The organism is Streptomyces sp. NPDC111507 (assembly GCF_055638955.1).
In genome coordinates this window covers 169,221-182,559 of sequence record NZ_JBVKBU010000012.1, presented here as the reverse complement: position 1 = coordinate 182,559, position 13,339 = coordinate 169,221, and the positions used below count along the sequence as shown (strand labels likewise).

The following is a 13,339-nucleotide window of genomic DNA, read 5'->3' as shown; positions in this document are numbered from 1 at the left end:
CCCGTCGCACCCGCACTCGCATTCGCACCGCGCCGCACCCGCACCCCGCCGAAACCGACGCCCGCCCCCAACTCGGACCGGAGAAGTCCCGATGCCGCATCTCCTGCGCGTCCCCGCGCCCCCCGCACCGCCCCTGACCGGCCATCTCCCCTTCACCGACGCCCCGGGGGCGCCCGATCCCATCGAGGTGACCAGCCGCTACCTCACGCGCGGCGGCCGCCCCTGGTTCCCGGTCTCCGGCGAGTTCCACTACGCGCGCTACCCGGCCCGGGACTGGGAGGAGGAGCTGCTGAAGATGAAGGCGGGCGGGGTCACCGTCGTCGCCAGTTACGTCATCTGGATCCACCACGAGGAGATCGAGGGCCGCGTCCGCTTCGACGGCGACCGCGATCTGCGGCGCTTCGCCGAGTTGTGCGCCCGGCACGGCCTGGACTTCATCCCGCGCATCGGCCCCTGGTGTCACGCGGAGGTCCGCAACGGCGGCTTCCCGGACTGGCTGCTCGCCCGCACCCGCGCGCCCCGCACCGACGACCCCGCCTATCTGGAGCCCGTACGCGGCTGGTTCACGGCGATCGCGCGACAGCTGCGCCGGCTGGACCGGGCGCACGGTGGTCCGATCGTCGCGATCCAGATCGAGAACGAGCTCTACGACCAGCCCGGCCACCTCCTCACCCTGAAGCGGATGGCCCAGGAGGCGGGTCTGAGCGCGCCGCTGTGGACGTCCACGGCGTGGGGCGGGGTCCGACTGCCGCCCGACGAACTGCTCCCGCTGTACGGCGGCTACACCGAGACGTTCTGGACGGAGGCGGACGGCGGCTGGCCGGACACCTGCCGCAAGCACTTCTTCTTCACCCATCAGCGCGACGACGAGGGCATCGGCGCCGACCTGCGCCCGACGACCGTACGCGGCGGCGACCCCACGCCCGCGGACCGCTTTCCCTGGGCCACCTGCGAGCTCGGCGGCGGCATGGCCGTCGCCTACCACCGCAGGCCGCGCGTCGAGCCCGACGACATCGGGGCGCTCGGCCTCACCAAGATCGGCTGCGGTTCGGTCTGGCAGGGCTACTACATGTTCCACGGCGGCACGAACCCGGCGGGTGAACTCACCACGCTCCAGGAGTCCCACGCCACCGGCTACCCCAACGACCTGCCCGTCCTCACCTACGACTTCCAGGCGCCGCTGGGCGAGTACGGCCAGGTCCGGCCCTCGTACCACGCACTGCGCCTCCAGCACCTGCTGCTGGCCGACTTCGGCGACCTGATCGCCCCCATGGAGTCCGTGCTACCCGAGCGGCAGCCCGCCTCCCAGTCCGACCGGGAGACCCTGCGCTGGGCCGTGCGAGGCGACGGCGCCTGCGGCTTCCTGTTCGTCAACAACCACCAGCCGCACGAACCGCTGCCGGCCCACCCGGACACAACCTTCACGGTCGACTTCCCCGGCGCTCCCGCCCTGACGTTGCCCAGCGCCCCGGTCACCGTCCCGACCGGCGCGTACTTCTGCTGGCCGCTGCGTCTGGACGTCGCCGGTCTGCGGCTCGACTGGGCCACCGCCCAGCCGGTGTGCCGGGTCCAGGACGACGGGCGTACGGTCCTGGTGCTGGCCGCCACCGACGGCATTCCGGTCGAACTCGCCCTGGACGCGGACACGGTCGCGTCCGTCGACACGCCCTCCGGCGAGGTCACCGAGGCCGGCGGCCGGATCCTGATCACCGGTCTGCGCCCGGGCACCGACGCCCTGGTCCAGGTGAAGACCGCGGACGGCGACGCCATCGGCCTGCTCGTGCTCGACGCCGACAGCGCGCGCACCGCCTACCGGGGCACGGCCTGGGGCGCCGAGCGGCTGGTGCTCTGCCCGGACGGGGTCGTCTTCGACCAGGGCGGACTTCGCGTGCACAGCTCGGCGACGCGGCCCTCCTTCGCCGTACTCCCCGCGCCGGAAGGGGTGTTGACGGTGGCCGGCACTCCGCTGTCGACTACCGCCGACGGCCCGTTCACCCGCTGCACGATCGCCGAAGGGGTCGACGCCGAGGACACCGCGCTCGCCGCCACCCTGGTGCGTCCCGCGGGACCGCCGCCCACGCTCACGAAGGGTCCTCTGGGTCGGGCGAGCGCCCCGGCGGACGAGCACTTCACGACCTCCGCGGCCGAGTACCGCGTGGAGGTCCCGGACGAGCTGCTGAGTGAACCGTCCGGCACCCTCCTGCGCTTTCACTGGACGGGCGACGTGGGCCGCGCGTACGTCGGGGACACCCTCGTCGCCGATCAGTTCTTCTCCGGCCGCGTCTGGGACCTCGGTCTCGACCGGCTCCCCTCCGAAGCCCTGCGCACCCATGGCCTGACGCTGCGCCTGCTGCCCCGGGCCGCCGGCGCTCCGGTGTACGTGCCCGAGCAGGCGGGCGACGTCACGGGACGGGCGGCCGTGTGGCGCGTCGAGTGGGTGACCACCCGCGCCTGGACGATCACGACGGACAGGGCCTAAGCGCTCCGCTGGAAGTGCCGGGATGTGCCGTCGATCGTCTGCGGCGCTTTCGTGGCTGGTCGCGCAGTTCCCCGCGCCCCTTCAGGGCACTGCCGAACCGCAGCGGACTTCACCCGACCCGCTCAGGCGGCCGACGCGCCAGGCGGGCCTATCCTGTGGGCCTGCCGGGCGGATCGGGACAGACCGCCACCGTGACGTCGGAGGAAGCGCCCCCATGACCCGAGGTGCCACGGACGGCGCCGTCCCCCAGGGAACCGAGGGCCCCAAGGGACGCAGCCGGCGCAGCTTCGCGGGGGCGCGCCCGGTGATGGACGACGTGGCCCGTCTGGCAGGTGTCTCGAAGCAGACGGTCTCCCGGGTGCTCAACGACAGTCCCGCGGTGCGGCCCGAGACCCGGGAGGCGGTCGTGGCCGCCATGCGCACACTCGGCTACCGGCCGAGCCGCAGCGCGCGCTCCCTGGCCAGTGGCAGGACGCGGATGCTCGGGGTGATCTCGTTCGACGCGGCGCGCTACGGGCCCGCCTCCATCCTGACCGCGATCAACTCCGCCGCCCAGGAAGCCGGTTACCTGGTCAGTTCCATCGCGCTCGACACGGCCGACCGGGACACCCTGGTGCGCGCCGTGCACACGCTGTCGGCCGAGGGGGCGGACGGACTGCTCGCCATCGCACCGCAGCGCTGGGTGGGCAGGGCCTTGGCGGAGGCGGCGCTCGACGTCCCCCTGATGGTCCTGGAGAACGACCTCGGGGACGACGCCTCCTACGTCACCGCGGACTCCCGCGACGGGGCGCGGCAGGCCACCGAACACCTGCTGAAGCTCGGCCACGGCACGGTTCACCACATCGCGGGCCCCACGGGCTGGCTGTCCGCCGAGCGCCGATTGGAAGCGTGGCGGGACACCCTTCGGGCGGCGGGGGCCGGGGTTCCCGAGCCGCTCATCGGCGACTGGAGCGCGGACTCCGGGTACGCGCTGGGCCGCCGGCTGGCCGCGCGCCCCGAGGTCACGGCGGTGTTCGCCTCCAACGACCAGATGGCGCTCGGCGTGCTGCGCGCCCTGCACGAGGCCGGGCGGCACGTTCCGGACGACGTCAGCGTCGTCGGCTACGACGACATCCCCGAGGCCGCCCACATGCTGCCCCCGCTGACGACCGTGCGTACCGACTTCGCCGCGACAGGCCGCCGTTCGCTTCAGCTGCTGCTGTCGCGCATCGACGGTTCGGCGGAGCCCCGGGTCGATCACATCGAGCCGGTCCGGCTCGTCGTACGCCGCAGCACGGGCCCCGCACCGCTGGGGCGGTAACGCGGGGGCAGCGACACGGCGGCGAACGCCGGGCGGGCCCGCCCGGCGCCAGGGGGTGACGTTCGGGCGGACCCGCCGCCGTTCCGTTCGCTCGGCTCAGCCGTTCGGCCGCAGGGTCCAGACGACGGTCATCTCGCCCGTGACGGCGCCGTCCGCGCGCTGGATGGCGACGGCCACGGGGAACTCGGGGCGCTGACCCGCGTCGAGCTCGGCGATGACCTCCGCGGCCGGGCGGCCGAGGGTCGCGGTGGCCGTCACGGGGCCCATCGCGAGCTTCTTGTACGCGATCTCGGCCCTGACCGCGAGCGGCACGGCGCGCGACAGCTGCTCACCGAACGCGGCGAGGACGATCGCCCCGCTCGCCGACTCGCCGAGGGTGAACATCGCTCCGGCGTGCGGCCCGCCGACGTGGTTGTGGTAGTCACTCTGGTCCGGCAGGGCCACCACGGCCTTGTCCGGCGTGGTCTCCACGAACTCGAGGTTCAGTGTCCGGGCCATCGGCACCGTGGCGGCGAGCATCTCGCCGATCGTCATCTGTTCTGCGTTCATACCCACATGTTACCCGTGAGTAGATAGTCACGACAGGCGTCCACCGGTCGATCTCCGTCGCCGAGTGTGAAGAAATCGAAAAAATGCGCCCCGATTCCTGACCGGTACATGGCTGACGAGCTCCGGTGACCGAAACGTGTCGCAGGCGCCACTAGGGTTGTGGCCCATGTGGCCAGGAGAGCAGCCGCCCGGGGGCGAGCAGAACCCGCAGGACCAGAACCCGTACCAGCAGCCGGGTTACCAGCAGCCGAATCCGTATCAGCAGCCCGGATACCAGCAGACCGGGTACCCGCAGCCGGCCCCCTACGGGCCCCAGCCGGGTCAGCCCCAGTGGGGAACTCCGGCCCCCGCGGGCGCGCCCCAGCCGCCGGGCGGTGGCGGAAACAGGACCAAGGTCATCGCCATCACGGCGGCCACCGCCGTGGTCGTTGCCGCCGGTGTGACGGGCTTCCTCGTCCTGGGCGGCAGCAAGAAGGACGACAACGCGGGCAAGGACGCGTCCAAGTCGCCCAGCGCGTCCGCCTCCACGTCCCCCAGTGCGAGCGGAAGCGGTGACAACCCGCGCGGCACCGAGGAGGAGAAGCCGACGATCGCGGGCTGGAAGGTCGTCATCAACCCCAAATGGGGCACCGCCTTCGACGTCCCCCCGGACTGGAACGTCCGCACGCCCGGCACGTTCATCGGCTTCGACGACGAGCAGAAGGGTGACGGCTCCGCGTACATCGGCATGTCCGCGCCCGCTTTCCTCAAGGAGAAGTGGTGCACGTCCGACGACGACAAGGACGGGCGCACGGACGACACGGCGCTGGCCGCGGTCGGCACCAAGGGGGAGAGCGGCGCCAAGAACACCGACACCATCGCCCGCGGTGACTCGGCCTCCTGGGCCTTCGGCGGCTACACGGACCAGTCGAAGGCCTCGGAGAAGCTGCTGAAGATCGGCAAGCCCCAGCCGTTCACGACGGCTTCGGGCATCAAGGGCAGCGTCGCGACGTCGTCCACGGCCGGTGTCCCCAAGAAGGGCAAGTGCGACTCCGACGGCACCGCGACCTCGTTCGGCTTCAAGAACTCGGCGGGCGACTTCGTGTCCTGGTCGTTCTACGGCGCGAAGGGCGTCAGTGACGAGGTCCCGGACGCGACCGTGCGGAAGATCCTCAGCACGGTACGGCTGCACGGTACCCCGACGGGTTCCTGAGCCCCCCACCGCACGGGGACGCGCTGCCGGACGGCGACCGGCCCTCGCGCAGGTGTGAGGTCCTCGCGCGATCGGTTGGGCAAGCGGGGGGCCGCGGCAGCGACAGTCGGCCGGCGATCTCCGCCGCCAACGCCTCCTGCCGCTCCCACCGCTCCCGCCGCCCTGCCTGGGCCGGCCGCAATCACACCCTGCTGACCGCCGCCGCGGTCGTCACCAGCCCGGGCAGCCAGGGCGCGCTGGGAAGCTGAGGTGCTCCCGGAGCTGCTGCCCCGTTGACCTGGGACGGAATGCTCTCGGTGCCTATTAAGACCTTCGGCTGACGCCGGCGATGAGGCCGATCCCGACTACGACCAACGATGGGTGCCTGAAACCGCCGCATGCCACGAGCAGCGCCCCCGCTCCCCAGAGTCTCGGCTGCCGAACGCGACGCTGTAGCCATTGGCCCGGCATACGTCCGAGAAGCAAGCCATGCACGCCGAGAACAGCACATGCGAGCCAGAGCGTCCCCACCAACAGAACGAGCGGCAGCAGGAAGATCGCAAACGGCGGCGACACGGTCTAATCCTCTGGCAAACTGGCGATTTGGTTCCGGCGCAGCAGTCTCGCACGCCCGTGCAGATGGCTACGTCTGGACCTCTTCGTCCCGAAGCGGCTTGGGCGGGCGTCCGACCCTGAGTCGCCGTGCCTCTCTAGTCGGACACGCACGCCAGGCCTGGGCACCGACTCCGCTCAATCGACCTCGGCGCGCTGCAAAGCCTCCCGAAGAGATACGCCCAGTCGCACCGCTGTGATCCGTCTGGCGCGTACTTCCGCAGGTGTGCGCGGCCGGAACCCTGGACCACCACAGCCGCACGAATGAAAGGTCAGTCCCGCGCTCAGTACGACGCTGAGGGCCTTCCAGCCGGCGGCGTCCCGGCGGCGTGGAACAGCGAGATCCTGCCCAGCGTCCATCATGGCGGCACTGCAACGCGGGCAAGGCTGCTCACGTGCGTCCGGCCAGTCGCGTTTGAACGACGATCGGCACGCGAGACACACGAAGTGGCGTCCGGCCTGACTTGCGAGGTGCGCGGTTGGTCCTCTCGGTACGGCCATGTGCACCGGTGTTGCAGTCAACGTCATGGGGTCTCGGAGCTGCGGTTTGGCCTGGCGGAACGCCGGCTTGTGCGTGCTCCAGGTTCTCGCTCAGGCTCCCGTGGTCCCCCATGGAGTCAGGGACGGTAGTGGTCGGTCATGGTGGGCGAAGAGCCGTGCACTGCGGCGGCGTTGTAGGAGACCCTGTCGTTGTACGCCTGCACCCGCCGCGCTTGCTCGATCAGGCGACCTTCGACGTTCTCCGTGTTGCCGTTTCTTCGGCGCAGGAGCACGAAGAGCAAGACCAGTACCGCTGTCACCAACAGACCAAAGAGCACGCTGAGCTCGACCACAGACGGCCCCCCGAGTGAGTGTGTGGCGCTCCAGGATAACGAGCAGCCTGAAAAGTGCCTAGGTAGCTGCGCAAGTACGAGCAGTCGGGCCTTGCGGGGCTGGCGGACCGGTTGCATCGTCCGGTCTCGTGTCCGCACCGGAACGCCGGGAAGGTGGAGGCGGTGGTGTGTGAACCGGAGTGGCGGGACCGGTCGCCTCAGCATCTGGTTGTAAGCGGCGATCGAGGGGAGGGCGGGTGTCCGCGAGCAGGGCTGCCCGGCGGTGCTGTGTCAGAGAGGTGACCTGCGGGCCGGCGATGGAGCTGCGGCCGCCGGGCCACATGCGGCAGCCGATCTGGAGGAGGCTGCTGGCCAGTGGTAAGACTGGGTGACTTTGGTTGTGGAGCCATATGTTGTTGGTGCTGAGGAGGCGGGCATGTTCGATGAGGCCAGCGAGAACGAGCTCCTGCTCGCCGCGCTGATGCAGCTCGGTGCGAAGGGCGGCTCGATAGGAGCTGCCGCTGGAGGGGCGGCCACCGGAACGCACGGTTTGGGCCGAGCCGGGGCACGGGGCGGTGCTCGTGGAGCCGCGCGAGGCTTCAAATGGACAAAGAAGGACGTCAGTACCACGCTTGTCGAGTTGTCCGGACCGGTGACGGCGGTCTCCCAGCTGGTCCACGCGACTCTGGCCGACATAGGGAATCTGACAGCCACGGAGGCCCGAGACAACGGGGGCATCGCCGTACGAGCGGTGGTCGGTGTGGGGATCGGGGGCCTGAACCCCACCGTTGTGACCGCCTTTGTGACCGCAGATCCCGAAGGTGCCGCGGTGGTGGAGCTCCGCGCCGCAGGCCGTGAAGGGCTCATCAAACAGCACCCCGCCGAAAAGGCTCTGGGCAAGATCACCGCTCAGCTCAAAGCCGCCTCGCGGTAACGACGGCCGCACGGACCCAGCCCAGCGGGCGCCTCAACGTGTGCCCGGCTCTCTACGCCGCGTAACGCAGCCGGGTCGGCCGACCGATGATCCTTTGCCACCCGAGGGCGGTGACACCCCAGGCTGCCCCGGCGGACCAAGGCGGTGGCCCACGGGTCACCGGTGGCGGAGTTCGAGCTCCGGTCAGCCGATGCTGAAGGCACCGCCGGGCGGCTCGGGTGAGGGAACCGCGTCCTCGTCACGCACGGGTGCGGCCGAGCCGATGAACTCCCGCAGCGCGGCGCCGCTTTCGACGCGAGCCGGGAAGGCGTCGGCGGCCGTGCGGCGGGCGAGGACGGCCGTGTCGAGCGGGCGGTGGGAGGCCACAAGTACCGCGTTGCCGAAGCGCCGGCCACGCAGCACACCGGGTTCGGCGATCAGGGACAGCTCCTCGAACACGGTCGCGAACGTGGCGAGTTGAGAGCGCAGGAAGGCGAAGGGCGCGGCGTCGGCGAGGTTGGCCAGATAGACGCCGTCCTCGCGCAGCACGCGCGCGGCGGCCCCCGCGTATGCCGTGGACGTCAGGTGCGCCGGGACGCGCGCGCCCCCGAAGACGTCCGCGATCACGATGTCGGCGGAGGCGGGCGCGGCGGATTCCAGCCAGCCCCGCGCGTCCGCGCCGTGCAGCGTGATGCCCGCGTCCTCGGGCACGGGCAGGTGCTCGCGGACCAGGTCCAGCAGACCCAGGTCGGCCTCCACCACGTCCTGCCGTGAGCCGGGGCGGGTCGCGGCCACATAGCGGGGCAGCGTCAGGGCTCCGCCGCCGAGGTGGAGCACGTCCAGGGGCCGTCCCGGCGCCACGACCGTGTCCAGGACGTGCCCGAGCCGTCGGGCGTACTCGAACTCCAGATGGGTCGGCTCGTCCAGATCGACGTACGACTGCGGTGCGGCGTCGACCGTGAGCAGCCAGGCCCGCTTCCTGTCCACGTCCGGCATCAGCTTGGCGGTTCCGTGGTCCACGGTCCGTGTCACGGGTATCGGCTCGTCCACGGGTCCATTGTGCCGCCCCTTCAGGAGCGCGGTCGACGCTGCCGGACCCCACGCGGGCCGCGGCCTCTGCGACGGCGATGGGTACGGGCCGGTGCCCGCTCCCGCCGTAGCGGGAGCGGGCACCCTCGTCCTGCCCCTCGGCCGTCAGCCCACCGAGGTCACCGTCCCCGCGCCGACCGTCCGGCCGCCCTCGCGGATCGCGAAGCCGAGCCCCGGCTCCAGCGGCACCTCGCGCCCGAGCTCGACCGCCATCGTGACGGTGTCGCCGGGCCGGGCGACGGCCCGCTCGCCGAGGTCGACGTCGCCGACCACGTCCGCGGTGCGGATGTAGAACTGCGGCCGGTACCCGGTGGAGACGGGCGTCGTACGACCGCCCTCGCCCGTCGACAGGACGTACACCTGGGCCGAGAAGCGGCGACTGGGGACGACGCTGCCGGGCGCGGCCACGATGTGCCCGCGGCGTACGGCGTCGCGGGGCACCCCGCGCAGCAGCAGCGCCACGTTGTCCCCTGCCTGCGCCTCGTCCATCGGCTTGCCGAAGGTCTCCAGGCCGGTCACCACCGTGTCGACGGCCGCGCCGAGCACTTCGACGCGGTCGCCGACCCGGATCGTGCCGCGCTCGACCGCGCCGGTGACGACCGTCCCACGTCCGGTGATCGTGAGCACGTTCTCGACCGGCAGCAGGAACGGCGCGTCGAGGTACCGCTCGGGCATGGGCACATAGGTGTCCACCGCGTCGAGCAGCGCGTCGATCGCCGCCGTCCAACGGGGGTCCCCCTCAAGAGCCTTGAGGCCGGACACCCGTACGACGGGTACGGACTCGCCCCCGTAGCCGTGCGCGGAGAGCAGCTCGCGGACCTCCAGCTCCACCAGGTCGGTGAGTTCCTCGTCGCCCGCGTCGGCCTTGTTCAGGGCGACGACGATGTGGTCGACGCCCACCTGCCGGGCGAGCAGCACGTGCTCGGCGGTCTGCGGCATGATCCCGTCGAGCGCGGAGACGACGAGGATCGCCCCGTCGAGCTGCGCGGCGCCGGTGACCATGTTCTTGACGTAGTCGGCGTGACCCGGCATGTCCACGTGCGCGTAGTGGCGGGTGTCGGTCTCGTACTCGACGTGCGCGATGTTGATGGTGATGCCGCGCGCGGCCTCCTCCGGCGCCCGGTCGATCCGGTCGAACGGTACGAAGGTGCCGGAGCCGCGCTCGGCGAGGACCTTGGTGATGGCGGCGGTCAGGGTGGTCTTGCCGTGGTCGACGTGACCCATCGTGCCGATGTTCAGGTGCGGTTTGGTGCGGACGTATGCCGTCTTGGGCATGGCGGTACCTCGAAGCCTCTTGAGTGTCAGCGGAGCTGAGTGATGGCCCCGGCGCTCAGCGGCCGGGACGGGGACCCCAAGGACTTGCCGACCCTCCCCCTGCGGGGTCCGCCGGACGATCCGGGAAGGGTCAGCTTCGGGCGCCGTCGACGGCGGCCACGATGATCGGGACGGCTGCCTTCGGCGCATCCGCGACTGCGGATGCTGCGAGGAGGAAGGCGTGCCGGAACATGAGGCGATCATCGCCGACGTATCCGGCCACGTCGAATGGTTTTTCCCGCCACGGAAGCAGATGTGGCGGGTGTTTCTGCCGATGCGTCAGGGACCGATGTTCTTGAGTGCCTCACGTACGGAGAGGGGAGCGAGCCGCTCCCGTTCCCGGGCGACGAAGGCCCGTACCGCCTCCGGATCCGTCTTCGCGTACTCGCGCAGACACCAGCCGATCGCCTTGCGGATGAAGAAGTCGGAATGTCCGGACTGCCGTACGCAGTAGGCGAAGAGCCGCTCGGTGTCGGTCGTCTCCTTGAAACGGAGCTGGTGGAGCAGGGCCGTACGGGCGACCCATAGGTCGTCGTCCTCGATCCACGCGTCCATGTCGCTCCTCAGCTTCGGATCGGCGGCCACGAGGCCTCCCACCACGTGGGAGGCGAGTGCGTCGACGGTGTCCCACCAGGAGACCGTGCCGACGAGATGGCGCGTCACCGGGAGGAAAGCGGAAGAGAGTTGCCTCACATGGCGGCGCAGGTAGTCGACGGCGAAATAGTGGTATTCGCGCTCCGGCAACGCCCAGCAGCGCAGGGCCACGGCGGTGCAATCGGCCTCTGCAGGGGCCGCTGTCGCGTGGAGGACCGTGCGGGACACCGCGCGGCGATCGGCCGTGGTCAGACCGAGGAAAGGGGCGATGTCCTTCATGTACGCGCGCATGGACACGGCCCGTTCCGGATCGGCCGCCGCGCCGTAGGTGGCGGTGAGCCGTTCCAGCACGGTGTCCGCGAGGGAACTGTTCGGCACCTCGAACCGCGCACCCGACGTTCCGGAAGCTGTGACGCCCATGAGACGAACCATACGGCGATCACACACACGAGTCGGTTAGTGTCGCCGAATGCTCGATGCCACCACCCGCTCTGGGGGCACCGCCACAGCCGCTCCCCCGGCTCCCGTCGCTGAGCTCTCCCTCGCCTCGGAGTTCGCCGTCTCCACACCCACGGGCCTCGCCGCCCGTTGCACGAGAGTCCTGCTCTCGCCCTGGTCCCGGCTCTCCCTGCTGCTGGTGCTGCTCGCGGCGGCCGCGTCGAGCGTGCTGCTCTTCGAACCGCAGCGGCTACTCTCCGACGGCTGGCCGCCCCAGCTCAGCGGCGCCGCGGCGGCCGTGGTGTTCGCGGTGGCGTACGGACTGTGCACGGTGGCGTTCGTGCCCCGGCCGCTGCTCAACCTCGCGGCGGGCGCGCTCTTCGGCTCGCAGCTGGGCCTCGGTACCGCGCTCGCGGGCACGGTGCTCGGCGCCGGCGTGGCGTTCGGGCTCGGCCGGATCCTCGGGCAGGACGCGCTGCGCCCGCTGTTGCGCGCCCGCTGGCTGAAGGCGGCCGACGGACAGCTCAGCCGGCACGGCTTCCGGACGATGATGATGGCCCGGCTCTTCCCCGGTGTGCCCTTCTGGGCGGCGAACTACTGCGCGGCCGTCTCCCGCATGGGCTGGCTGCCGTTCCTCCTCGCCACCGCCCTGGGATCGATCCCGAACACCGCCGCGTACGCCGTCGCGGGCGCCCGGGCCTCGGCGCCGACCTCCCCCGCCTTCCTGATCGCCATGGGCTTCATCGCGCTGCCGGCCCTGGTCGGCGCGGTGGTGGCCTGGCGCAAGCGCCACCACCTGCGCGGAGACTGATCGGCCTCCGGCACTGATCAGTCTCCGGCACGGCGGTTCTCGGGACGGCGGACGACCGGTGCCGTCCGGGGTTACACGGCCTCGATGACCATCGCGTTGGCGAGTCCGCCCGCCTCGCACATCGTCTGCAGGCCGTAGCGGGCTCCGCGCTCGCGCAGCGCGTGCACGAGGGTGGTCGTCAGCCGGGTGCCGCTCGCGCCGAGCGGGTGGCCGAGCGCGATCGCCCCGCCGTGCACATTGACCCGGGACAGATCCGCGCCCGTCTCCTGCTGCCAGGTCAGGACGACGCTCGCGAAGGCCTCGTTCACCTCGAAGAGGTCGATGTCGCCGAGGGCGAGCCCCGCCTTGCGCAGCACCTTCTCGGTGGCCGGGATGACGCCCGTGAGCATCAGCAGCGGGTCGGAGCCGGTGACGGCGAAGCTGTGCAGGCGGGCGAGCGGGCGCAGGCCGAGCCTGGCCGCGGTCTCGCTCGACGTGATCAGCACGGCCGAGGCGCCGTCGTTGATCGGGCTCGCGTTGCCCGCCGTGACGGACCAGTCGATCTGCGGGAAGCGCTCGGCGTAGGCCGGGTCGTAGTAGGCGGGCCTGAGTCCGGCGAGTATCTCCGTGGTGGTGGCGGGCCGGACGCTCTCGTCGCGCGTCACGCCCTCCAGGGGCGCGACCTCGGCGTCGAAGAGGCCGTTGCCCCAGGCCGTGGCCGCCTTCTGGTGCGAGCCCGCCGCGAAGGCGTCCATCTGTGCGCGCGACAGACCCCACTTGGCGGCGATGAGCTCGGCGCTGATGCCCTGCGGCACCAGGCCCTCGGGGAAGCGCGCCGCGATCCCGGGTCCGAAGGGATCCTCGGTGCCTCGGACGTTCGAGCCCATCGGCACACGGCTCATCGACTCCACACCGCAGGCGATGACCATGTCGTACGCCCCCGACAGGACGCCCTGGGCCGCGAAGTGCACGGCCTGCTGGGACGAGCCGCACTGGCGGTCCACGGTGGTCGCGGGCACCGTCTCGGGAAAGCCCGCCGAGAGTGCCGCGTACCGGGTGATGTTCGCGGCCTGCTCGCCCACCTGGCTGACGGTGCCGCCGATGACGTCGTCGATCAGCGCCGGATCGACTCCGGAGCGCTCGACGAGCGTGCGCAGTGTGTGGGCGAGGAGCTCCACGGGGTGGACGTGGGCGAGGGAGCCGTTCGGCTTGCCCTTGCCGATGGGGGTGCGTACGGCTTCGACGATGACGGCGTCACGCATGGCTGATCTCCAAACT

11 protein-coding genes and 1 pseudogene are annotated in these 13,339 nt (G+C 71.3%); 6 read left to right on the top strand and 6 right to left on the bottom strand.

Features of this window, described 5'->3' with window-relative positions:
• The first annotated feature begins 91 nt into the window (after positions 1–91).
• Together ACZ7M2_RS36755 and ACZ7M2_RS36750 are read left to right on the top strand one after the other, a co-directional pair.
• Entirely contained in the window at positions 92–2,479 is a 2,388-nt protein-coding gene (locus ACZ7M2_RS36755) for a beta-galactosidase (protein ID WP_471598973.1), read from the top strand.
• Between the two features lie 214 nt (positions 2,480–2,693).
• The gene (locus ACZ7M2_RS36750; protein ID WP_471598972.1) at positions 2,694–3,779 is read left to right on the top strand and encodes a LacI family DNA-binding transcriptional regulator; all 1,086 of its coding nucleotides are present in this window, start codon (positions 2,694–2,696) and stop codon (positions 3,777–3,779) included.
• Between the two features lie 96 nt (positions 3,780–3,875).
• Here ACZ7M2_RS36750 and ACZ7M2_RS36745 read toward each other — a convergent pair whose 3' ends face one another.
• On the bottom strand, positions 3,876–4,328 hold the full coding sequence (locus ACZ7M2_RS36745; protein ID WP_352051852.1) for a DUF4442 domain-containing protein: 453 nt from the start codon (positions 4,326–4,328) through the stop codon (positions 3,876–3,878).
• 166 nt (positions 4,329–4,494) lie between these two features.
• Between ACZ7M2_RS36745 and ACZ7M2_RS36740 the strand changes: the two genes are divergently transcribed.
• Positions 4,495–5,520, top strand: a complete 1,026-nt coding sequence (locus ACZ7M2_RS36740; RefSeq protein ID WP_471598971.1) for a DUF8017 domain-containing protein — start codon at positions 4,495–4,497, stop codon at positions 5,518–5,520.
• A 1,208-nt stretch (positions 5,521–6,728) separates the two neighbouring features.
• Here ACZ7M2_RS36740 and ACZ7M2_RS36735 read toward each other — a convergent pair.
• Entirely contained in the window at positions 6,729–6,944 is a 216-nt protein-coding gene (locus tag ACZ7M2_RS36735; RefSeq protein ID WP_352051850.1) for a hypothetical protein, read from the bottom strand.
• A gap of 66 nt (positions 6,945–7,010) precedes the next feature.
• On the opposite strand from ACZ7M2_RS36735, the pseudogene ACZ7M2_RS36730 reads away from it, so the two are divergent.
• Positions 7,011–7,148, top strand: a pseudogene (locus ACZ7M2_RS36730) (IS481 family transposase); the annotation flags it as partial.
• Positions 7,149–7,359: 211 nt separating this feature from the next.
• Complete coding sequence (locus tag ACZ7M2_RS36725) at positions 7,360–7,857, top strand: hypothetical protein (RefSeq protein ID WP_471598970.1); 498 nt, start codon at positions 7,360–7,362, stop codon at positions 7,855–7,857.
• Positions 7,858–8,040: 183 nt separating this feature from the next.
• On the opposite strand, the gene ACZ7M2_RS36720 is transcribed toward ACZ7M2_RS36725, so the two are convergent.
• The 3 genes from ACZ7M2_RS36720 to ACZ7M2_RS36710 all read right to left on the bottom strand — a co-directional run bounded on the left by ACZ7M2_RS36720 (position 8,041) and on the right by ACZ7M2_RS36710 (position 11,253).
• Positions 8,041–8,886: a spermidine synthase gene (locus ACZ7M2_RS36720; RefSeq protein WP_352051848.1), complete on the bottom strand. Its 846-nt coding sequence runs from the start codon at positions 8,884–8,886 to the stop codon at positions 8,041–8,043.
• Between the two features lie 144 nt (positions 8,887–9,030).
• Positions 9,031–10,200 carry an elongation factor Tu gene (gene tuf, locus ACZ7M2_RS36715; RefSeq protein WP_471598969.1) on the bottom strand — a complete coding sequence of 390 codons (1,170 nt, stop codon included), beginning with the start codon at positions 10,198–10,200 and terminating at the stop codon, positions 9,031–9,033.
• A gap of 318 nt (positions 10,201–10,518) precedes the next feature.
• The gene (locus tag ACZ7M2_RS36710; protein ID WP_471598968.1) at positions 10,519–11,253 is read right to left on the bottom strand and encodes a DNA alkylation repair protein; all 735 of its coding nucleotides are present in this window, start codon (positions 11,251–11,253) and stop codon (positions 10,519–10,521) included.
• Positions 11,254–11,302: 49 nt separating this feature from the next.
• Between ACZ7M2_RS36710 and ACZ7M2_RS36705 the strand changes: the two genes are divergently transcribed.
• Positions 11,303–12,082: a TVP38/TMEM64 family protein gene (locus ACZ7M2_RS36705; protein WP_471598967.1), complete on the top strand. Its 780-nt coding sequence runs from the start codon at positions 11,303–11,305 to the stop codon at positions 12,080–12,082.
• A gap of 71 nt (positions 12,083–12,153) precedes the next feature.
• On the opposite strand, the gene ACZ7M2_RS36700 is transcribed toward ACZ7M2_RS36705, so the two are convergent.
• Positions 12,154–13,323 carry a thiolase family protein gene (locus ACZ7M2_RS36700; protein WP_471598966.1) on the bottom strand — a complete coding sequence of 390 codons (1,170 nt, stop codon included), beginning with the start codon at positions 13,321–13,323 and terminating at the stop codon, positions 12,154–12,156.
• Positions 13,324–13,339 lie beyond the last annotated feature (16 nt).